The 20,315-nt window shown below is 70.0% G+C and carries 18 protein-coding genes and 3 pseudogenes; 5 read left to right on the top strand and 16 right to left on the bottom strand.

Features of this window, described 5'->3' with window-relative positions; translation table 11 throughout:
- Positions 1 to 222: pseudogene (locus tag ACLVWQ_RS39385) on the bottom strand (hypothetical protein); the annotation flags it as partial.
- Between the two features lie 444 nt (positions 223 to 666).
- On the opposite strand from ACLVWQ_RS39385, the gene ACLVWQ_RS39380 reads away from it, so the two are divergent.
- Positions 667 to 942 carry an IS3 family transposase gene (locus ACLVWQ_RS39380; protein ID WP_414114131.1) on the top strand — a complete coding sequence of 92 codons (276 nt, stop codon included), beginning with the start codon at positions 667 to 669 and terminating at the stop codon, positions 940 to 942.
- Between the two features lie 425 nt (positions 943 to 1,367).
- Here the strand turns inward: ACLVWQ_RS39380 and ACLVWQ_RS39375 are convergent.
- Positions 1,368 to 1,616: pseudogene (locus ACLVWQ_RS39375) on the bottom strand (IS5/IS1182 family transposase); the annotation flags it as partial.
- 1,889 nt (positions 1,617 to 3,505) lie between these two features.
- Positions 3,506 to 3,889 (bottom strand): winged helix-turn-helix transcriptional regulator, encoded by a 384-nt coding sequence (locus ACLVWQ_RS39370; protein ID WP_414114130.1) that lies wholly within the window; start codon positions 3,887 to 3,889, stop codon positions 3,506 to 3,508.
- Between the two features lie 101 nt (positions 3,890 to 3,990).
- Here ACLVWQ_RS39370 and ACLVWQ_RS39365 point away from each other — a divergent pair, with 101 nt between their 5' ends.
- On the top strand, positions 3,991 to 4,392 hold the full coding sequence (locus ACLVWQ_RS39365) for a RidA family protein (protein WP_414114129.1): 402 nt from the start codon (positions 3,991 to 3,993) through the stop codon (positions 4,390 to 4,392).
- A gap of 334 nt (positions 4,393 to 4,726) precedes the next feature.
- Here ACLVWQ_RS39365 and ACLVWQ_RS39360 read toward each other — a convergent pair whose 3' ends face one another.
- From ACLVWQ_RS39360 to ACLVWQ_RS39350, 3 genes are all read right to left on the bottom strand, one after another.
- Positions 4,727 to 4,942 carry a hypothetical protein gene (locus ACLVWQ_RS39360; protein ID WP_414114128.1) on the bottom strand — a complete coding sequence of 72 codons (216 nt, stop codon included), beginning with the start codon at positions 4,940 to 4,942 and terminating at the stop codon, positions 4,727 to 4,729.
- A 103-nt stretch (positions 4,943 to 5,045) separates the two neighbouring features.
- Positions 5,046 to 5,936, bottom strand: coding sequence for an NmrA family NAD(P)-binding protein (locus tag ACLVWQ_RS39355; RefSeq protein ID WP_414114127.1), 891 nt, complete (start codon positions 5,934 to 5,936; stop codon positions 5,046 to 5,048).
- Positions 5,937 to 6,019: 83 nt separating this feature from the next.
- A complete protein-coding gene (locus ACLVWQ_RS39350; protein WP_414114126.1) occupies positions 6,020 to 6,460 on the bottom strand; it encodes a MarR family winged helix-turn-helix transcriptional regulator in 441 nt (146 codons plus the stop codon).
- A 281-nt stretch (positions 6,461 to 6,741) separates the two neighbouring features.
- On the opposite strand from ACLVWQ_RS39350, the gene ACLVWQ_RS39345 reads away from it, so the two are divergent.
- Positions 6,742 to 6,873 (top strand): hypothetical protein, encoded by a 132-nt coding sequence (locus tag ACLVWQ_RS39345; RefSeq protein ID WP_414114125.1) that lies wholly within the window; start codon positions 6,742 to 6,744, stop codon positions 6,871 to 6,873.
- A 47-nt stretch (positions 6,874 to 6,920) separates the two neighbouring features.
- Here ACLVWQ_RS39345 and ACLVWQ_RS39340 read toward each other — a convergent pair whose 3' ends face one another.
- Positions 6,921 to 7,868: a helix-turn-helix domain-containing protein gene (locus ACLVWQ_RS39340; RefSeq protein WP_414114124.1), complete on the bottom strand. Its 948-nt coding sequence runs from the start codon at positions 7,866 to 7,868 to the stop codon at positions 6,921 to 6,923.
- Between the two features lie 141 nt (positions 7,869 to 8,009).
- Between ACLVWQ_RS39340 and ACLVWQ_RS39335 the strand changes: the two genes are divergently transcribed.
- Positions 8,010 to 8,735 carry an SDR family NAD(P)-dependent oxidoreductase gene (locus tag ACLVWQ_RS39335; RefSeq protein ID WP_414114123.1) on the top strand — a complete coding sequence of 242 codons (726 nt, stop codon included), beginning with the start codon at positions 8,010 to 8,012 and terminating at the stop codon, positions 8,733 to 8,735.
- Between the two features lie 90 nt (positions 8,736 to 8,825).
- Here the strand turns inward: ACLVWQ_RS39335 and ACLVWQ_RS39330 are convergent, their stop codons facing one another.
- A complete protein-coding gene (locus ACLVWQ_RS39330; RefSeq protein WP_414114122.1) occupies positions 8,826 to 9,023 on the bottom strand; it encodes a hypothetical protein in 198 nt (65 codons plus the stop codon).
- 175 nt (positions 9,024 to 9,198) lie between these two features.
- Here ACLVWQ_RS39330 and ACLVWQ_RS39325 point away from each other — a divergent pair, with 175 nt between their 5' ends.
- Positions 9,199 to 9,636 (top strand): hypothetical protein, encoded by a 438-nt coding sequence (locus ACLVWQ_RS39325; RefSeq protein WP_414114121.1) that lies wholly within the window; start codon positions 9,199 to 9,201, stop codon positions 9,634 to 9,636.
- Here the strand turns inward: ACLVWQ_RS39325 and ACLVWQ_RS39320 are convergent.
- From ACLVWQ_RS39320 to ACLVWQ_RS39285, 8 genes and pseudogenes are all read right to left on the bottom strand, one after another.
- Positions 9,558 to 9,731: pseudogene (locus ACLVWQ_RS39320) on the bottom strand (IS481 family transposase); the annotation flags it as partial. The gene ACLVWQ_RS39325 and the pseudogene ACLVWQ_RS39320 overlap by 79 nt on opposite strands.
- Before the next feature lie 187 nt (positions 9,732 to 9,918).
- Positions 9,919 to 10,764: a hypothetical protein gene (locus ACLVWQ_RS39315; RefSeq protein ID WP_414114120.1), complete on the bottom strand. Its 846-nt coding sequence runs from the start codon at positions 10,762 to 10,764 to the stop codon at positions 9,919 to 9,921.
- 84 nt (positions 10,765 to 10,848) lie between these two features.
- A complete protein-coding gene (locus ACLVWQ_RS39310) occupies positions 10,849 to 11,229 on the bottom strand; it encodes a RidA family protein (protein ID WP_399450551.1) in 381 nt (126 codons plus the stop codon).
- A gap of 47 nt (positions 11,230 to 11,276) precedes the next feature.
- Positions 11,277 to 12,770, bottom strand: a complete 1,494-nt coding sequence (locus ACLVWQ_RS39305) for a carboxylesterase/lipase family protein (protein WP_414114119.1) — start codon at positions 12,768 to 12,770, stop codon at positions 11,277 to 11,279.
- A 20-nt stretch (positions 12,771 to 12,790) separates the two neighbouring features.
- Positions 12,791 to 13,705 (bottom strand): MBL fold metallo-hydrolase, encoded by a 915-nt coding sequence (locus ACLVWQ_RS39300; RefSeq protein WP_414114118.1) that lies wholly within the window; start codon positions 13,703 to 13,705, stop codon positions 12,791 to 12,793.
- 390 nt (positions 13,706 to 14,095) lie between these two features.
- Positions 14,096 to 16,351 carry an FUSC family protein gene (locus tag ACLVWQ_RS39295; protein ID WP_414114117.1) on the bottom strand — a complete coding sequence of 752 codons (2,256 nt, stop codon included), beginning with the start codon at positions 16,349 to 16,351 and terminating at the stop codon, positions 14,096 to 14,098.
- 773 nt (positions 16,352 to 17,124) lie between these two features.
- Positions 17,125 to 17,382 (bottom strand): hypothetical protein, encoded by a 258-nt coding sequence (locus ACLVWQ_RS39290; protein ID WP_414114116.1) that lies wholly within the window; start codon positions 17,380 to 17,382, stop codon positions 17,125 to 17,127.
- Positions 17,383 to 17,470: 88 nt separating this feature from the next.
- Complete coding sequence (locus ACLVWQ_RS39285) at positions 17,471 to 20,254, bottom strand: AAA family ATPase (protein ID WP_414114115.1); 2,784 nt, start codon at positions 20,252 to 20,254, stop codon at positions 17,471 to 17,473.
- Positions 20,255 to 20,315: the final 61 nt, after the last annotated feature.

The raw sequence follows: 20,315 nt of genomic DNA, 5'->3' as shown, positions 1-20,315 counted from the left end.
CAGCAGACCGCTCAGCGGGAAGCGGCGGCGCAGCAGGATCGCCAGCGGCAGGCCCGCCATCACCCATACCGTCTCCAGCAGCCAGGTCGTCGGATCGGCCGCGCCGAACCTCGACACGACGAGCGCCGCGGTCACCGCGACGGCGAGGGCGGCCGGCAGACGGCGCCGAGGAGACAACCCCGCGTCCAGTATCGGGGCGGAGGTGGGGCGGGTGGCGGTCATGGACTGCTCCTCATGTGCAGGGCGAACCCTCACTGTCGGGCCTGACCGCGACCGCCCTCATGAGTACGTGTACTCAGACCGCCGCGTCGCATCGCCCCGATCGGGGTGAGTGATGGCGCGGGGACAACCGTGCGGGCGAGCCGTCCCCTTGATCGTGGCCACCTGGCCACCTGGCCACCTGGCCACCTGGAGACCGGGGCCTGAGGTTCCGGAGGAAGCAGCACCAGGACGGTCACCACGGTCGCCCGGGAGCTGGGTATCAGCTCGGAGTCCCTGTGCGGCTGGTACCGCCAGGCCAGGGCCGACCGGGCGCGGGTGCCCCGGGGGAGCTCACGACCGCCGAGCGCGAGGAGCTCAAGCGGCTGCGCCGCCAGAACGCCGAGCAGGCCGAGACGATCGAGGTCCTGCGAAAGGCCTTGACCTCTTCGCGAAGGAGAGCGATCGGTGAACGAGACGTACACGTTCATCGAAGCGGAGAAGACCACCCACGGTGTCGCTTTCCTCTGCCGCCTGTTGCAGGTGTCCCGTCCCTCCTTCTACGACTGGCTCGCTGCGACGAGGGCCCGGGCTGCCCGCCGAGCAGCTGACCAGGCCCTGGTGCACGAGATCACCGTGCGCCACGTCGCCTCGCGCCAGAGCTACGGCGTCCCGCGGGCCCATGCCGAACTGCGGCGTCCGGGCCGGACGGTGAACCGCAAACGAATCGCCCGCCTCATGTGAACACGACATTCAGGGCGTCACCCGCCGCAAGCGCCGTTCGCTGACGCGACCGGACAAGAAGGCGAGTCGGCCCCGGCCCTGATCAGCCGCGACTTCTACGCCGAAGCGCCCGGCACGAAGCTGGTCGGCGACATCACCGCGCTGCCGACAGCCGAGGGCCGGCTCCACTTCGCCTGCTGGTTGGACCCGGCCACCCGCGAGATCGTCGGCTACTCGACGGCCGCGCCACCACCGCGTCGGCCTCGTCGTCGACGCCCTCGACATGGCCCACGGCCGCGGTGGACTGCAAACCGGTTGCGTGATCCACAGTGAGCCCTTTCCATCTTGATCAGGTGGCGAGTTCGAGGCGATGACGGCACGGACGACGGCTGTGATCCGGGTGGTGCTGCAACGGAGCTTCCGCAGGAGCCGCCAGGACCTGGGGGGCCGGCTGGATCCGCGAGGACCTGCGCGTTCATCCCGTGGTGCTTCTTCCTGCCCGAGTGGTACGGCTGGGCGGCAGCGATGCGGTCGATCGGCAGCGCGGTGCCGTCAAGGTTCACGTACGCCTTGTCCCGCACGATCCTCATGGCCTGTTCCAGCATGGGCGCCCGAGCGGCCAGAAGGTCGACGGCCTCTCGTATGTACCGGCAGACCGTCGCGATCCCTACGCGAGATCCCGCTGCAAGGCGGGCGCGGGACTCAAGGGTCACGTCCACATCCAGGGCCAAAGACAGCCAACTGATGATGTCCTGCGCCGTACGCGAGTTGTCGACTCGGACCGGTATGCGATCCAGCAGATTCTCGAGTCGCTCGACGTGACGCTCCGCGCCGAGGGCTCGCTGCTGCTGGATGTAGTGGTTGACACCGACCCATTCCGCGTCTGCGCCCGTCGTCAAGACCGGGAACTTCAGCTCGTTCGTTTTGGCCTGAACCCGAGGATGCGTGGTGACCGAGCGTTCAGGTGTGCGTAGAACCAGCGCTGCCGCGTTGTGGAGGCGAAGATCTGCGATGAGGCCGCACAGGGCCCTGACCTCACGCTCCTCAGGCAGGCGTTCCCATGTCACCGGTGCCAGTCCCCCGCCTGACACCGGGAGGTTGTGCGATCTGACGGTGTGCCCGGTTTGCCCGGCGGGAACGAGTGCGGTGACCTCGGCGACTGGGTCTCGCCGTAGACGCTCGGGTGTGCGGGATGCGTCCAGCGAAGCCGTAGATCCGGTCTCCTCTTGATGAGGTGATTGAGAGTAAGCATGAAATCTCCTCCCTCCTTGTCGCTCGCCACCGCGCCTGGGGCGCGGCAGCGGTGATGGGGTGGCCCAGGCGGTCATCCGTCGCTGCTCTGCCGCTCGGTTGCGAGGAGCGCCCAGAGCTGGATCCGGGTGTCCTGGCGCCGGCCTTCGTAGGGCCATGGCCTCGCGCCGCACGCCCTCCGACGTCACGCCGAGCCGCTTGACCGCCATCGAACTGCGTACGTTGACGGAACGGCACCGTCAGGCGGCATGCCACTCGCCGGACTGCCTCACCGTGGCCCGAGCCCCCGCCACGTCATCGGTCACGAATCGGGGCCCGGTCCACGGCCGGATGTGCTCGCGGGCCCGGTCCATGTGAGCGGCGAACTCCTCCCCGTGCCACAACTCCAGCGCTCCCGACGAGCGCCGTCACCTCACGGCAGGGACGACATGGCAACTCCCATCATTCACATAACAATGGTTATGATAATACATTGCACGGAGCACGCCGCACACAGCAAGCGGGATCATGGGGTACGCCACCATTCCCTCCGCGAAACGGTGCGAATGGCATTGCCTCCAGTGGGGGCAACGGTCGGGTGACAGCGACTCCGGCCGCAACGCACAAGCGCAGGCTCCCGCCTCACCAGCACGCCCAGGCCGCTCTGGTGTTCCTGCGCAAGCGTGACCCCTTGCCAAGGCGCGAACACCCGCCAAGCACCGCCACGCACAGGACGAACGAGCAGGCGATCACGCGACCTCCAGGGCAAGGCGCTGCGGCTGTCTCCGACCACGCCGGGGCACTGCCACGTCCTGACCGCGGCCCGCGCCCACTCGAATCATCAGGATCTGCGAGTGCCCAGGAGTACCGGTCCTCGCCGATCGCGCCTCCATCGGTGCCGGCGCAGGGGTGACCACACCGGCCGGGGGCCTGTGGGAGGCGAACCCACGCTCACCCGGCAAGCCGTCAACCGCGCGCCGTCCGGAGCGCGGTCCCCGGCCGAGCCGGCATCGCACGCCTCAAGTCCTGGCGCGTCCTCCGCCGACCCGGAGCAGCACGAATCGAAGGGCGCCGATCACCCCAGCCGCCCTCCCTTCTGGCTTCGTTCGCTTCGGACAGCAGCGCTTGTCCACCGGTTTCAGCGGCAATGGGTGATCTTGAGGCTCGTGGATGTTCACGGGAAATAGCAGCAAGTCCACGGGACGGTCCGCCGCCTGCGGGATGTCCGTTCGTGAACCTGTGGCACAGGATGGCTCGGTAGTCCGGCCAGGCGAAGCGCGGGCCGCGTCGGTGGCCGCCACCGTGAGGCCGGTCAGGCACGCGCGTGATGCGCGAGGGTGTCGCTGCCGGCCCGTCAGGCGTCGAAACGGCCGCGCGCACTCTCGATGTGACCGAGGTGCTGGTGGGTCCAGCCGCATATGACGTCGACCGCGGTGCGCAGGGCCCGGCCCGGCTCGGTGAGGGTGTATTCGACCCGCGGCGGCACGGTGGGATACACCTTCCGGTCGACCAGGCCGTTGCGCTCCAGCATGCGCAGGTTCTGGGTGAGCATCTTGTGGCTGACGCCTTCGACCTCGTTTCGCAACTCACTGAAGCGCAGGGTGCGCTCGCCGAGTGCCTCGATGATCAGGAGGGCCCACTTGTTGGCGACGTCCGAGAAGATTTCCCGCGCCAGTGAGTCTGCGCGCCGCAGGTCGGCGTCCTCGGGCAGGACCTTGAGCAGTTGCTTGGTCACCATCAGGTTCCTTAGTCACCGAAAAGTGCGTTCTTCCAGGTCATCCCTCACTCTCCTATAGTTCTCGAGTAACTACAAGAGAGCAGAACGGAAGGGCGATCACCGTGGCCACCATTGATGTCTTCCACTTCGGCGTGCCGGCCGAGAGCGACTTCGGCTACTCGCAGGCGATCAAGTCCGGCGAACTGATCCACGTCTCTGGACAGCTCTCGCTCGATGCGGCAGGCGAGTTCCTGCACGCGGGCGACTTCGCCGCCCAGCAGAAGCAGACCTACGCCAACATGGACAAGGTCCTGGACCACTACGGCGCCACCCGCAACCAGGTCGTCTCGCAGACCTTGTACGTGGTGAACCTGCGGCAGAACGTCGCGGTGACGGCGGAGGGCAACCTGGGGTACTTCGGCGACCACCGCCCGGCCAGCACGGTCCTGGGCATCTCTGAACTGACCTTGCCAGGCCAGGTCATCGAAATCAGCTTCGTCATTGACACGAAACTGTCCGCCTGACGCCTCCCCCTCACACGCCCCACAACCCTCTGAGGACTCCGTTCACGCAACAGCCACACCGACCATTCCACGAACGCCTGCGCAACCCCTGTCGGTGCCACGTTCCTCGACCAGCCGGTGGAAGGTCTGGGTGACCGTGCGCCGCTGCTTGTACGGCACGCCCAGGCTCGCGCCCGCGGGATCCCGTCGATCACCGCCTTGCACGGATCCAGCGCCGGCAGCCGCTGCGGCAGCGGCTCGCATGGTTCCTGCCCGGCCGAGTTCACAGCCTTTCACCGGGGACACCCCGATGCTGTCCTGGCCCGTACCCCGGCGCTCACACAACTCGTGGACATCACCCGACCGTGGACCCGAGCGCCACCCAAACCCGAGTACGACCGCCGACGTGGCCGACCGGTACGACACCCCGCCCTCCGCCTGGCTCGGCCGTGCAGGCGACGGTGCAGGGCTCGACGAACTTGTCCGCCGAACCCCGTGCCAGGTGGGCGTCCGGTAGATCCTGGATGACGCGCTCGGTGCCCGTGCCAGTGCCGGTGCCGGTCTCGGGCACGCCCCGGAGTTTCGGGACTGCTTCAACCCTTGCCGGATGCGTTACCGTGCCTGGAGCGCCGGGACTGTGGCCCGATCGCGGGGCGTTCATCGCCGCCGGAGGCTCAGGAACCAGCCACGTCTGTGGGCGTGGTCCAGCCGGTGGCTCGGATCCACTCGACCAGGTCCAGGGTGGCCGGCTCGATCGAGCGCACCACCGCGAGGTCCGAAGGGTATTCCGCCGCCATCGCGAACTGGCGGAACATCGCCTTGTCGAGGTCGTTGGGAAGCACGCTCAACGGGAGGACCTCGTACCGCGCAGGGAGCCCGGCGCGCGCGCCGAACGCTGCGGCGATCTGGGGGCCCGTCAGCTCGTCGCCGACCATGTCGACGACTCCGCCGGGCGCCTCCGCGGTGTCGAGCAGGAGCGCGGCGGCGACCCGGCCGATGTCCCTGACCGAGATCATCTTCAGGGCGACGTCCTCAGGCAGCGGCAACCTCAGCACGATCTCCCCATGCTCCAGGCTCGGCGCCATCACGCTCGCGAAGTTCTCCATGAAGGCGGTCGCGCGAACCATCGCGGCCCTCAGGCCGGACTTCTTCATGTGCTCCTCGATCCAGTGCTTCGAGTCGTGGTGCGGCACACCCGACTCGCGGTCCGCCCCGAAGACCGAGTTGAACACGACGTGCGGGACGCCCGCCTCGACCGCCGCGTCGACGAGCGCGGAACCGATGCGGATCTCCGCCTCGACCTCTTCGAGGCTGTTCGCCTCCGGGGTCATGAAGTAGAACCCCTCGACCGCCGCCAGCGAGACGGCCAGCGACGCCGGATCGTCGGCCCGGACGGCCGCCAGCTCGACCCCGCGGGCGGCCAGCGCCTGAGCCCGGCCGGACTGCGGGTTGCGGACCAGAGCCCGTACCCGCGCTTTGCGGTCCAGCAGCGCGTCGACCACCGCCCCACCCTGTTGCCCCGTCGCGCCGAAGACTGCGATCGTGCCGGCCATCTGCGTGCTCATCACTGCCACCCCTCAGTAGTTCATGGCGTGAACTAAACTAGTTCACGCCATGAACCTCGTCAAGGTGCGGGTGTGGCGGGGCCTCACGGTGTGCTGGGTTGGTTCGAGGCGGGCGAAGAGAGGTCCGAGGTGTCCACGATGGCGGTGGCCACGCGCTCGAAGTCGCGCTGGTCGTCGGCGTCGAGGTTCCCCGCGATCTCGGGCAGTCGCTTGGCGATCTCGGCGTAGAAGGCCTCGGCGAGCTCCTTCCCCGTGGGCGTCGCACTGAGCATGACGACTCGTCGGTCCTGCGCCGAGCTTGCCCGGCCGACCAACTCGCGTCGCGCGGTGCGATCGACCAGCTGGCTCAGTGCGTTCTTGGTCATACCCAACGACGCGGCGAGGTCAGCCATCTGCCGCGGCTCGTTCCTGACTGCGCAGAGCAGCGTGGCCTGCGCGGGGGTCAGGTCGAATTCGGCAGAGATCTGCGCGTACTTGCGTTGAATCACAACCGCGAGCCAGAAGAGCTTGTCGCCATAGTCCACGCCGGCCTCCCCGGTCCGATCACGAACGATCAGCGTACTCGTCGCGGGCCGGCGGACCACGCCACGCACCAGGAGATGCACACCTCTGCGAGACCGGCCTGGCACTTCTGCCCCAACCGCTTTGATCGACTTACCCGGTTCCTTCACCCTCGGTATCCGGCAAAGATTGTCGACACCCGGCCGCATCCGCCCGCTCCTGGACCGCCTGCCGGGCGGGCCTGGTTCTGGTCACCACACGCCGTGCCACCGGCTGGCACGACGTCGCCGCCGTCCGCCTCGACGTGTTCAACCCGGGCGAAGCCCTCGACCTGTGCACCCGCGTCCTCACCCGCCACCACACCCCCGACCGCGACACCACCCGCGGCGGAGCCGTCGTCGCCGCAGCGCTGTCTGCTGGTGGTGGCCCCGGCTGACCCTGGCGTCCCCGCCGTGGACGGGTGGCGGCACCGGCCCCGCACAGCTATGTGGCATCCGTCTCACGGGCAGCGGTCGCGGTCGCGGCGTAGTCGGTCGGGGTCCGGCCGTAGTACTTGCGGAAGGCGCGGGCGAAGTGGCCGCTGTCGGCGAACTGCCAGCGGGCGGCTATCTCCGTGACGGTCCCGCGCCCGTGCGATGCGACGAGCTCGCGGCATGCCTCCTCGAGGCGGCGGCGCCGGATGTAGGTGCTCAGCGGTCGGCCTTCCCTGGCGAAGGCCCGTTGGAGGGTACGTGGAGAGACGTTCAGCTCCCGGGCGAGAGCCGAGGGGGACAGGTCGGGGTCGGTGAGCCTACGGTCGGCCAGGTCCCGCGCGGCTTGGGCCAGGGCCGGCGACAACAGGGGCTCCACGTCGTCCAGGCCGCCTCCGGCGGCGGCCCGGGCCAACTCGGCCAGGGTGCTGCGGGCGGCGTCGGCGCCGGCCGGCCCGAGACGGTCCAGCATCCGGCCCACCATGGAGGCGTGCGCCGTCAACAGCCGCACCTCGGCGGTGTCGGCCGGACCGGAGGCCGGACCGCCCCGTGCGGGGCGCACCTCTGCGGCGGGCAGGACGAGTACCTGCACGAGGGTGTGTGGCGCCGCGGAGAAGTGGGACAGCCTTCCGGTCTGTACCAGTAGGCGGCCGGCCGGTGCCGTGTGCTCGGCTCCTCCCGGTTCCTCGAACCGCCAGGACCCCCGGTGGACGATCCACAGACGTACGTGATCGTCGGCCCCGACCCGTCGGCCCGCCGTTCGCAGGGCGGCCGCGGTCTCGAAGCGGTTGAACATCATGTCCCGCACTCGGAACCCGCGGGACCGCGCCGAGAAGCCGGACATGGTCGCCCGGCGGAAGGGCGCCAGAGCGAAGGTCTCGCCCATCCGGCTTCGCCACTCGTGTGTGAAGTCGCTGAAGGCGTTCGCGCCGCTCACGTCTGCTGAGAAAGTGCCGCTCATCGTTGTCGCGAATCTCCTGTTCGAGCTGACGCACCGGTCCGAGGCGCCGGGACCTCGCGCTTCCTACCGTTGTTCCGGCATGCATCGAAGATCCGACATCCGCAGTCCGGAATGTCGATACGAGGGTAACGAGGTGGCGAATTGAGCACGCTCGCGATCGTGGGCGCAGGCCCGCAACTGGGACGCGCGATCGGCCGGCGGTTCGCCGCCGAGGGGGTCGACGTGGCCCTGATCGCCCGCAACCGTACGACGCTGCAGGCGGTGGCCGACGACCTGTCCGACAGGGGCGTGCGGGCCGAGGTGTTCCCCGCCGACGTGACCGACCGTCCCGCTCTGCACGCGGCGCTCGCCGCCGCCGAGGAGCGCCTGGGACCGATCGACGTACTCGAGTACTCGCCCGCGCCGTCCCTGGCCGATCTTCGCCGGGCGCCGCTGGTCGAAGCCACGAAGGTCACCGTCGACTCGGCTCTGTCCCAGCTGGATCTCTACCTGCTCGGCGGTGTCGCGGCGGTGCAGCACGTCCTGCCCGGCATGCTGGAGCGCGGCACGGGGACGATCCTGGTCAGCAGCGGGGCGGGGTCGGGGCCGGTGATCGCCCCGCACGTGGCGAACGTCCAGATCGCCACCGGCGGGCTGCGCAACTGGATCCTCAACCTGCACGCGGCGCTCTCCGGCACCGGCGTCTACGCCGCGCACGTGGCGATCGCCGCCTTCATCGGCCAAGGCGGCCACGACTCCCAGCCGCAGACGATGGCCGACGCCTACTGGCGGCTGCACACCGAGCGCACCGAAGCCGAACTCGTCATCCAGGATCTGCCGGAGGACTACCTGGAACGGGGTCTGGCGGACAAGTTCGTCGATTCCTGAGCCCCTGACGGCTTCACGGGCCGTTGTCAGGCGCGTGAGATCGGGACCCGGCGCCGTGGGCTCCGGTCTGCCGCTCGACCGAGTCACGGTTCACCGCCCCAACGGCCCGGGGGATCGACAGGCCCGTCGCCGCAGCGCCGTCCGAGCGGCGGCGGCCCGAATTCCGCCCTCGTCGAGGGCGACCAGGGACAGCGCGCCCAGCGCATCACCGCGAGGGTCCAGGCTCGGGGCGGCGACGGTCGACAGGGTGGTGGGCTGCCCGGAACGCCGGGAGTGGGGCACCGTCATGGCGTAGACGCCCTCCGTGCGGACGGCGGCCCTGAGCCAGCGCAGGAGCGCCGCGCCGACTCAGGGCCGCGGCGCCTTCTCCGCACCCGCTCGGGGGCGTGTGTCGGCAGGGCGATGCCGTTGCCGCTCCGGTGAGAAGGAGGCGACCGCCGACCCGGTGTGCTACCTCTGCCGAGTGCCGTGCGGACAGGCGCTCGACGAGAACGGCCTCGTCGCCGTCGCGCACGGCGCGGAGGATGTGCTGGCCGGTGACCCGGTGCGGCTCCTGTGCGAACGGCAGCGCGGTCTCGACACGTTCGGCAACGACCTGGTCCGGTTCATGACCCTGGTGGTGCCGCGACCGTCGTCGTCGCGGGCGATTCCTCCGGCGGCGTCCTCACGGCCCGGCTGTCGGCGTACGCCTGCCGGAGCGGATCCGGGTGCGCTCTGCGAGGACGCCCCGTTCTCCACGTCCGGACTCATCCCTGCATACGGCCGCTCGGTCCGCCAGGGGGGTGGGCCCCTGCTCGAGCTCTCCGGCGAGGAGGACCAGGCGTATCGACCCGCAGGCGTGTTGACGCTGCTGACGGGCGGTCGGCCATCGAGTGCGGTGTGGCACCGGCGACAGTTGTAGGTGTGCGGGAAATCCGCCAGGGCTTCGGTGGGTTCAGCGTTGCTGGCGTACGGGCGTACGTCGAGCAGGGTGCGATCCAGGCGTTCCACCGGGCCGGTCCATCCAGCGCAGCCGGTTCAGGTCGTGGCGGGGCAGGACGCGGTGCACTGCGGAGGCGGTTAAGTCCAAGGCCGGGGCGATCGTGCTCGCTCGTGCCGCAGCGCGCAGATCCCTGCTTCGGCAGCCCTGGGGGCGCGGTGTGGGGTGGTCCGGGATCGGCACGGATTCACCTGCCGACGCCGCTCAGAGGCTGCATCTCCCGGCGGCGAGGGCCGTGATCGCGCACTCGGCGGCGTGCCGTGCCGCGAGCGCGGAAGGGAAGGGCCCGCACCCGTGGGAAGCGCGGCCGGTCGGTCCGTTCGTGATACGCCACTGCCAGGCAGTGTGTGCGGCAGGGGGTGAGGGGTGGTGCCAGACGGGCTGTTGGGAGGAGGGCGGGTTCTGCGTGTTCTGGACCAGTACGTCGTGGACCACTCCGCCGATCACGGCAGAGGAACGCCTCACGTCGTCGTCGGTGCTCCAGGCCAGGGGCGTCGGGGAGGACTCCGACACTTCCAGGAGGACATCGGCGAAGTCGGCCATAGTCCGGTACAGCGCGGCACGAGCCGTGTCGCAGTGGAGACGGCCCCACCGGCATGGGGTCCGTTCAGCGATTTCGTCCACGATGACCTGCGCGGCGATGTCGTCCAGAGAGTCCGGCTGTTCGAGGCGTACTCGCGCCAGCGACGCGGTGGCGCCCCAGGCCAGGTCGTCGCGGGTCACGGCGGTACAGCGTGCCAGCGTCCACAGGTCGGCGGGCCCCAGGTCGTCGACCGTGTGCTGGACGCAACGGGCGACCGCGTCCGACAGGGGCGGGACGTGGGCGTTCAGGAGGCCGGCGCGCACCTCGGTGGCCGCGCTCACGTCACCCGGTTGCAGCGCGCCCAGCGGCAGCGAGGTCGCTGCGTGAAGTACGCGCCCGTAGACGCGCCGTGCCGGATGAGGACCGGAGGGCGGTGCAGGGCGCCCCGACAGGGAGCACAAGGCGTCCAGCAGCTTCACCGGTGCGACCCTCAGGTTGACGCACGCTCCCGACAGGCGGTCATCCATCGTGTCCCCCTCTTCTTTCAGGGATGGAGGCCGGTCCGGCACGGCCCCGGGGCCGTGCCGGACCGGCCTTGCCCTGTAGCCGAGTCAGTCGTCCAGGACTGCCAGGGCGTCGATCTCCACGAGCAGTCCCGGAGGGAGCTGCATGTAGACGGTGGTGCGGGCGGGGAACGGTTCGCCGACAGCCGCCGCGTATGCCTCGTTCAGCTCGGGCAGGTGGGCGGGGTCGGTGAGGTAGGCGCGGAGCATCACGACGTCCTTCGGTCCGGCGCCGGCCGCCTTGAGTACGGCGGTGACGTTGCGCAGGGTCTGGGTGGTCTGCTCGGCGACCGTGGTGCCGACGACCGCGCCGGTGGCCGGGTCGAGCGGGAGTTGCCCGGAGACCTGAAGGATCGGGCCCTTGCGGATGCCCTGGGAGAGCGGGGCCGCCGGAGTGGGTGCGTTCTCGGTGGTGATGACGGTTTTCATGGTGTGTCCTTGACGGAAGGGCGCACAGAGCGATCTGTGCGACGGGGTCAGGCCCAGGCCTGTCGTTCCTGGCTGCGGGGGTCGTCGACCTGGGTCCACTCGGCGTCGATGCGCATCGTGGTTCGGCGTGTGGTGTCGTACTGGTCCCAGCCGGGGTTGCCGGTCCTGGCGAAGCGGATCCAGGCCTCGTGCGTGCGGGTGGCGAGGCTCCCGGGGAGCTTGTCGGGGCCGAGCAGGGCGCCCTCACCCGCCAGCTGCGGGAGTTCGGCGATGTCGAAGACGAAGGGGAGTTCCATCGTGTGGGTGGCGCCGAGGTCCCCGCTCAGGGCCTGGGACCGCCAGGCGAACTCGTAGCTGTACGTGGCGGACTGGGGGTGGGCGGCATGTGCGCCGACCAGGGCCCAGCTGCCCGCTCCGAACAGCGCGTCGCCCATGACGGCCGACCGCAGTTCCCCGAAGGACGCCTCGGGGCGGGTGGTGCGGTACGTCTCCACGAGCCGCGCGGGCCTCGGGTGCGAGCGCGCCGCCGTATCGTCGACATCGTCGGCGGTCGAGGTGGCGTACTTGTCCACCGGGACCAGGTAGAGGTTTCCCTCCTCGGTGTTGGTCCCGACAAGTAGGTCGACATCAGAGCTCAGGCCGGCGCCGACGGAGACGGCGGGCTGTGTGTCGAGCACCAGGCTGAAGGGGCTGAGGCCGATCAGCGGATCGTGGTGTGTCTCGGTCTGCAGGTCGATGCCCGCGAGCCGGTAGGCGGCCTCCACCAGGCGCTCGTCGGAGATGTCCGCGAAGGCGTCGGTGTGCGGCCCGATGCCCAGTTCCTCGGCCGCGGCCCTGGTGACACGGGCGGCTTGCTCGGAGGTGAACGCCCCCAGACCGCTGCCGCTCTGCACGATCGCCCGGCGGAACAGGCCCGCGGCCGCAGGGGTGGCGAGGACGCCCCCGACGACGGTCGCCCCGGCCGACTGGCCGAAGAGGGTGACGGCGTCCGGGTCACCGCCGAAGGCCGCGATGTTCTCCCGCACCCAGCGCAGCGCCGCGACCACATCGAGCAGGCCGCGGTTGGCTGGCGCCCCGGGGATGTCGAGGAACCCGGCGATGCCCAGCCGGTAGTTGAGTGTGACCAGGACGACGCCGTCGCGGGCGAAGGCGGAACCGTCGTACAGCGCGGACCGCGTCGATCCGGCGACGAACCCGCCGCCGTGGACGAACACCATCACGGGCAGGCCGCTGTCCGCGGTGGCGGGCTGGAAGACGCTGACGGTGAGGTAGTCCTCACCACGGCTCCAGCCGGCACCGAAGTAGGGGGCCATGTCGATGCCGCCGAGCTTCCGCTCGGACTGCGGGGCGTTGGGGCCGGGCACGGTGGCGTCCCGTACGCCGTCCCAGGGCTCGTGTGGCTGCGGAGGGGCGAACCGGCCGGCGCCCATCGGAGGAGCGGCGTAGGGGATGTTGAGGAAGGTGGCGGTGCCGTTGTCCTGACGGAGACCGCGGACGGCTCCCTGTGCGGTGGTGACGACGGGCTCGGGTTCGTGGCTCACAGCTAGGCCTTTCCTGGGCGTCAGCCCTGCTCGGAGTACGGGGCGAAGGGCGCCCAGCCCTTGATGTCGAACGTGTTGCCGTTGCGCGCGATTTCGGCGGCACCGTGACCACCCAGGTGCGCGGGGATCAGGAGCGCGTTGTGGTCGGCCGCCCAGCCCAGCACCTTGCGGCGGGTGGCGCGGGCGCCCGCGGGGTCCTCGCAGAAGCAGCTGTTGGCGTCCGGCTCGACGATCTGCACCGGGTTGTGCAGCAGGTCACCGACGAACACCGCGCGGTCCGTCCCGGAGCTGAGAGTCAGCACGGAGGAGCCGGGGGTGTGTCCGGGAGCCGCGTCCAGGCGCAGGTCGGCGTCGATCTGATGGCTGTTCTCCCACAGCAGAGTCTGGCCGGCCCGGTGCACCGGGTCCACGCTGTCCTCGAAGACGTTCTGGTTGCCGCGGCCGGGCAGCGGCTCGTGGCCGTTCGCCGGGTTCCAGAAGTCGAAGTCGTCCTTCGGCATCAGATAGGTGGCGTTGGGAAAGGTGGGAACCCAACTCCGCCCGTCCAGGTACGTGTTCCAGCCGACGTGATCGATGTGCAGATGCGTGTTGATCACGATGTCCACGTCCTCGGGCTGGACACCTGCCCGAGCGAGGTTGGCCAGGAAGTCCGTCTCCAGGTGGCTCCAGACCGGCGCGTACGGGCGCTCCTTGTGGTTGCCCACACCGGTGTCGACGAGGATGGTCTTGCCTCCGCTGCGCAGCAGCCAGGTCTGGATCGCGGAATTCACGATGTTGGTCTCGGAGTCCAGGAAATGGGGGGCCAGCCAGTGGACGCCGCCCTTCCAGACTTCCTGCGAGCTTTCCGGGAAGAAGGCGTGGGGCTCCATTTCGACGGACCCGAAATATTCCCAGACGCGGGTGATGGAGACGTTGCCGAGCGTGATCTGTTCCACGTGATTTCCTTGGAGTCCGTAGGGTTTACCCAACCGTACGAGCGACTTCAGCGGCGCGGTATCCGTCACGTGACTGCACCAGTGCGTACGGCTCTGAACAGGCACTTTTCCTCTTCCAGGCCAGGCCAGGCCAGGTGAGAGGGCGAGGCGGCTCCCCGTTTCCAGTTCCGTTCCCGGATGTCTGACGGATGAGCTCGCGAGTTCGTGGACACCTCGCCACCTCGCCACCTCGCCGCCGCGTCGACGAGCCGGCAGCCGGATCCGTATGCCCGCTTGTCGGCCGTGTCGTGTGCGGTGACTATCCCTGCCTTTCACGCCGACGGCTTTGATGCCTGCACATCAGCAAAATGCACGGGTCCGCGGTCACCCCGTGACGCGTTCTGGCGGGTGTCAGACGGCTCGGGCGTTGCATTGGTCCTCGAGAGCGACGCAGCGCACCGCGACAGCCGGGGCCGGCCCGTGCGGCGACGGGATGTCAACGCTCTCGGGCGGGACCCTGGTGGTGCGGCCGGGGTCCGGGACGAGCGGGTCCGCAGCTCGCACCAGCGCGGTCAAGGTCGCGTCGAGGCGACTGATGTGCTGCTGCAGGCGACACTCCAGCGACGGCCGGTTGCGGCTTACGGGCGGCTCCTCCGAGAGCAGGGACAGTGCCCTGACGACTCTGGGGCGTGCCGTGTGCGAGGAGAATCCCGGGCGATGGCCGGTGACGCGGATCAGGTGGGCGACGGTCTCGTGCGCGCGGTCGGCCGCGGCGGTGAGGCGGGAGGCGCATTCCGAAGCATTGCCCGCTGGGAGACGCTCGGCCGTGGCGGCCAGGCCACGTGCGTGGTACGCGCCGGCCTCAAGGAGTTCCAGCAGGTGGCGGGTGTGGTGCCGTCGGCCGCGCTGCGGATTGAGCGGATGGGTCAGAGGCAGGGACGCCTTGCGGAAGGACTCCAGTGCCTGGTCGAGGTCGTGTGCCGCGCGGACCCGGCTCGCCGCGGATTCCGCGTCCGTGCTTCCTGACGCGATGACCTGAAGGAGGCGGTCGAGGACGCGCAGGAAACCGACCAGCTCCTCGTCACTGGCCCGGCGGACCGTCAGGGGAAGGACGAGGGCGGCGGCGAGGACTCCGCAGGTCACTCCCAGCGTGGTCTCCTGGACACGCAGAAGCAGCACGTGCGTCGAGAAGGTGTCCAGCAGCGCGAGCAGCATGCTCAGGGTGCCGGTGATGAAGAACGTCACGGCCCAGTAGGCCCGTGACGGGGTGTAGAAGATCCCGAACATGCACAGCAGGAGCAGGATCAGGAGGACTGGGCCGTCTCCACCGACCAGGGCGGCGAGGCCGTAGCCGAACACCACGCCGAGGACAGTGCCCGCCAGCCGCCGGGCACTTTGCAGCAGCACCTCGCCGGTGCTCTCGGTCCTGATGAAGACGACCCATGCGCTCACCACTGCCCAGTACCACAGGTGCGGAGACAGAAGATGACCGCCCGCGACCGCGAGGGCCGAGGCTGTTGTCACCTGGACCGCCTGGCGGGTGACTTGGCGCTTCAGGCCTTCGGCGTCCGTGTCCCTGCGCGGCACCGCCCCCAAGGCTGATGGGGCGGCTTTGTGCGGAGGTGTCCCGAACCCCGCTGGGCGGCCGCGTGGGCCGAGAACCCGCAGGGCTGCGGTGAGTTCGTCGACCGCCAGGAAGCAGTCCTGCACATGTGCGGAGCCGGCCGACCGGTTCGCCGGGCCGCCTTCGTCCCTCTCCTCGTACGGTTCGGATGTACGGGCCGTTCCCGCGGTGACCCGGTGCCCGAGAGCCCGGATCCGCTGCGCGAGCCGCTGCCGCGCCCTTCGTTCCGCCAGATCGTTGCGGGCCGCCGGCGTGCGGACCGCGCGGAGGGTGAGTACGGCCAGGCGCTGCGCGGCCACCTCCACACGACCGATGTGCCGCAGCGGGGCCTCGGTGCCCTCGTCGACTGCGCGCTCGTCGAAAAAGTCCCCGATCAGCAGCGCGGCTGCGCGCAGTCTGTCGAGGTGCTCCTGCAGCAGACGGCTGCGGGTGCCGTCGTCCTGCCCGGTGGTGACCACGGAGGCCGTGTCCCGGAGGGCGTCGTACAGACGCACGTCGAATGCGTGCCGCAGCCGTCCCAGAGCTCCAGCCGCCGTGACGGGGCCGACGCAATACCACACGGTCGTAACAGCCCCGAAAGCCACGAGTACCGATGCCCCGAGTTGCGGAAGCTGGTCCGCTCGGGCCTGGACGAATTGAGACAGCAGGAAGAACATGAACCCGAAGACCCCCAGGCCCAGCCCTCGAGAGCCGAACCGGCGGGCCTGAACGGCGAGGTGGATCACCACCAAGAAGATCAGCTTGGCTGCCGTCGGGTACGGCGTCAGCACAGCTCCGGCGGCCAGGGACGCGAGAGAGAGCGGAGCGCCCAGCCCGAGGGTGATGAGCTGGTTGCGCGGATGCAGGTCGCTGATCGCCAATGACGTCGTCATCGCGGTGAAACCGCCGACCACCAGCACCGTTTCGGGTGCTCGCAGCGCTGCCAGCACGGCAAGCGCCGCGGCTGTGCCGAGCACGGCGCGCGTCGCGGAGGTCAGACGCGTGAGCCCGGGGTCAAAGGCGGCGAGGCGGTTCCGCAGTGCTGCCGTTGTCCTTGCCACCATGGTGCTCCGTAGGTCCTTTCGCGGGTGCACGACCGCCAGGGGCGTCTCGAGGTTCTGGCCGGCCACCGCCCGCTTCGTCAGTCTCGGTACGCGGGAATCCCTCCGGTATGCGTCAGGTGACTGCTCTCGGCGGTTCCGCGGCACGCAGATGGCAGATGAAGGAGCGTGGGGTGGCCGGCGGTGGTCTGGACGGTGAAGCGAGACGACGCGTCCGTTGTCGGCGTTGACGACCGCGCGGCGCCGGACGGGTCTGTACCCGTGGCAATGGCTGACGGTTCAGAGGGCCAGGCGGTGCATGGACTTGGGACGGACACCTGTCAGGTGGTCGAGGGGCACTCGACACCCGGAGCGTCTTCGTCAGGTCTCAGGTTTCCGCACCCTGCGCGTTCGCCCGGTCGTTCGCCCGTTCCGAGGCGGCCTCGTGGGCCGACTCCGGATCGGCCATGCCCAGCGCGGTCAACACCTGCGAGGATGACCATCCCCACGAGTTCGTGCACGGTTGGCCCGAGGCATGGCGACGGGGCATGCGGGGTGTTGCCCACCCCGCTGAGGCAGGGTGCGGTGACGGTCGACGGATGGACGCGAGTCCCGCGACAGCGGGGACGAGTTCGTCGAAGGGTTCGCGTCGGCTCTGGTGGCGGGCCAGAGCCCGCCGATGGTTGAGGTGTGGGATGCCGTGCTCGACGCGGACGTTGCGATGAGTGGGTCTGCTGGATGTGACGGTCGAACGCCCGTGGCCGCTCGCCGTGACGGCCGCAGTGGTGCCGGAGTGCTCACGGCCCACCGGGGTGGGACCGGCTCGCTTCCAGGCCGCCGACGACCATGGCCACGGAGGACCCGGTCGCGGTGGCCAGGTCGTAGCTTGAGTGGTCCACCGATGCGGTGGAGGCGGGAAGGATCTTGCGGATGTGGTCGGACATGGCCGGCGCCGGCAGTCCCTGGGCGAGACCGAACGCCTGGAACTCGACCATGGCGACGACCAGGCGTAGCTGGTCCAGCCGGAAGCCTCCTTCGATCAGTGCGGCACACATCGGCTCGTGAACCGCGATGGAACGGTCGCAGGCTGCCCGTAGCGGGCTTCCAGGAGTGCGTCCCGCTGCCACGAGGGGGAAACCGCGCTCAGCCCTGGACGCCAGTACCCGACAGGACGCCTTCGACCACGTCGCGGAGCTGTGAGCGGGCGGTGATGCCGAGCTTGGGGAACACCCGGTAGAGGTGAGACCCGACCGTGCGCGGTGAGAGGAACAGCTTTTCCCCGATCTCACGATTCGTCAGGCCACGGGCCGCCAGCTGGACGATCTGCTGCTGCTGGGGGCTGAGTTCGGCGAAGGCGGTGGGTACGACGTCGCCGGCCTCGATGCCGGCGGCACGAAGTTCTGCCTGTGCCCGCTCGCTCCACGGCCGCGCTCCCAGGCGCTGGAAGGTTTCGAGGGCGGCGCTCAGCAGCGGACGGGCCTCGGCGATACGGCGCTGCCGCCGAAGCCATTCCCCGTAGTCGAGCTGTGTCTGAGCCCGTTCGAACGGCCACTGCTCACCTGCGGGTTCCTTGAGCGCCGCGCGGAAGAACGGCTCCGCGTGCTCGGGTTCCGCCAGCAGGGCGCGGCCCCGGTCGATCAGTGTCCTCACCCGTGCCGACATGCCTGTCCCGAGGCGTCGCGCTGACCGTTCCAGCAGCTCCGCGGCGTGCTCCTGTCGTCCTCGGCGGACGGCGGCCGCCGCCAGTTCGGCCAGGAGGGTGTAGGAGACGTGGTAATGGACCGGATCGCCGTCATCGGTGAACGCGGAGCGGAACTGCGTGTACGCGGTGTCGTAGTCGCCCTCGGCCACGGCTGCCATTCCCAGGGCCCGACGCGCGAAGACCGCGACGGAGCGGCTCTCCAGCGGATCGACGAGAGCCAAGGCCCGTTCGCCGAGCCGGCGTGCGGTGGCCGGGTCGCCCAGCAGAGCGGCCACCGTGGCATCGAGTGCGCGAGCGCACGCCTCGGCATGGTCGAGCCCGGCCGACGATGCCATGGCCGCGATGGCAGTCGCCACCGAGCGGGCCTCGGCCCATCGGCCCTGCTCCAGGCGGGTCCAGCCGGCCGCGCATCCCAGTCCGTCCGGGAGCCGTCCACGGGCCTGCCACTGGTCGAACGCCTCGTCGAAGGTCCTGGCGGCGAGGGTGGTCTGGTCGAGCAGCCAGGCGACGACGGCCAGCGCGGTCAGGCGACTGGCGTCGCCCTTGGCCGCGGCGATGAGCCCGGGCAGGGCCGGTGTGAGGAAGGCTCCAGCGCTGCTGGGGTCGGAGACGGCCAGGACCCAGGCGCGCAGCGCCGCCGCGGCGGCATCGTCGGGCATGCGGGGGAGCAGGCTCTGGATCTGTCGCCGTTGGGACTCCTCACCCGAGTAGTAACGGACCAGTGCCGCCGCGGCCAGCGCGTCGAGAACGAGGGGCGACCGGGTGTCCGTCGCCTCGTCGGCAACACGAATGAGCAGAGCGAAGGCTACTGTGTGCTGGGAGCCCAGGGACATGAGCTGCCCGGTGGCCAGCGCGGCCTTGCCCAGCAGTGCCTGGTCGTCGGTGCACTGGCGGACTGCGGCGGCCAGTTGTTCCACCCAGCCGAGTTGACCGGTGAAGACGGCGGTGGTGGCGGCGTCGGCCAGAAGACGCGCCCGGTCCTCGCGGCGCGGGCTGAGTTCCGCGGCGCGCTCCTGGGCCGCGGCCGCGGCCGCGAAGCCACCCCGGCGCCGGGCCCGCTCGGCCGTCTGCTGCAGTGCGGCCGACACGTCCTGGTCGGGGCGTACGGTCGCGGCGGCGAGGTGCCAGGCGCGGCGGTCGGGCTCCTCGCGCAGCAACTCCGCGAGAGCGAGGTGGGCCTGGCGGCGTTCCTCGAACGACGCGGCATGGTAGACGGCGGAGCGGATGAGCGGGTGACGGAAGGAGATCCGGGATCCGTCCTGGCGTACAAGACCGGCCCGGTCCGCGGGTACCCATGCCCCGTCGTCCGCCTCGGGAAGTCCCACGGCCGCTGCCGGAGCGTCCGCCGCATCGGCGGCCGCGAGCAGCAGCAGGATGCGGCGGGTCGGTTCCGGCAGGTCCGCCGTGTGCCCCGCGAAGATCCGCTCCAGTCGTTCGGTGACCGGCAGCGGGCCCTGCACACCCATGCCCTCGGGGTGCCGGGTTGCGGTGGCGTGTGCCAGTTCCACCAGGGCCAGCGGGTTGCCGGCCGCCTCCTGGAGGATCCGCACCCGGGCTCGGCCGGTGGGCGGCGTGGGTTGCCGGTCCAGCAGTAGGTTGGCCGCCTCAGCGTCCAACGGGCCGAGTTCGAGGCGCTCGTAACCCTTGTCGAACCCAGGCAGGGCGGCCGCGCTGCGGACTCCGACCAGCAGTGTGACAGGCTCGCTGTCCATGCGTCGCGCCACGAACGCGAGAACGTCCAGCGACGCGCGGTCGATCCACTGGGCGTCGTCGACCACCACCAGCAGCGGGGCGGTTTCCGCCAGGTCCGACAACAAGGTCAGGACCGCCAGACCGACGAGCATCGCGTCGGGAGTCTCCGCACACTCTTCGAGCCCCAGGACGGCGCGGAGCGCGGAGCGCTGCCGCGACGGCAGTCCCTGTGTTTCAGCGAGTGCCGGGCGCAACAACTGATGAAGACCGGCGAATCCGAGGTGCGCCTCGGATCCGCTTCCCACCGCCCGCAGCACTCGGCCGCCCGTGGCCCGTGAGCGATCGGCCGCGAGGTCGAGCAGCGTGCTCTTCCCGGCACCGGGTTCACCCGTGACGATCAAAACGTCGCTGTGGGACCTGTCCGTGCCCACTCTCCGGATGATGTCCGCGGTCTCGGCTTCTCGGCTCACCACCGCCGGCCCGGAATCACGCGTCGAGTGTCGGTCCCCACGAGCCCTTCCATCGTTTCGCACGGATGCTCCAAGGAATCGAGATACCCCAGACACTAGCCTGGGGCTACGGCGGCAGCGGTAT

This window comes from Streptomyces sp. CWNU-52B (assembly GCF_047444975.1).
In the GTDB taxonomy this organism is placed as follows: domain Bacteria; phylum Actinomycetota; class Actinomycetes; order Streptomycetales; family Streptomycetaceae; genus Streptomyces.
Note: the sequence above shows the minus strand (reverse complement) of the source record. Positions and strands in the feature narration are given on the sequence as shown.

Coding starts and splice junctions, on each gene's coding strand:
- ACLVWQ_RS39315 (WP_414114120.1), bottom strand. CDS start 10,764: ATGGATGACCGCCTGTCGGGAGCGTGCGTCAACCTGAGGGTCGCACCG.
- ACLVWQ_RS39290 (WP_414114116.1), bottom strand. CDS start 17,382: ATGTGTGCCGCACTGATCGAAGGAGGCTTCCGGCTGGACCAGCTACGC.
- ACLVWQ_RS39340 (WP_414114124.1), bottom strand. CDS start 7,868: ATGAGCGGCACTTTCTCAGCAGACGTGAGCGGCGCGAACGCCTTCAGC.
- ACLVWQ_RS39295 (WP_414114117.1), bottom strand. CDS start 16,351: ATGGTGGCAAGGACAACGGCAGCACTGCGGAACCGCCTCGCCGCCTTT.
- ACLVWQ_RS39370 (WP_414114130.1), bottom strand. CDS start 3,889: ATGGTGACCAAGCAACTGCTCAAGGTCCTGCCCGAGGACGCCGACCTG.
- ACLVWQ_RS39355 (WP_414114127.1), bottom strand. CDS start 5,936: ATGAGCACGCAGATGGCCGGCACGATCGCAGTCTTCGGCGCGACGGGG.
- ACLVWQ_RS39330 (WP_414114122.1), bottom strand. CDS start 9,023: ATGACGGTGCCCCACTCCCGGCGTTCCGGGCAGCCCACCACCCTGTCG.
- ACLVWQ_RS39310 (WP_399450551.1), bottom strand. CDS start 11,229: ATGAAAACCGTCATCACCACCGAGAACGCACCCACTCCGGCGGCCCCG.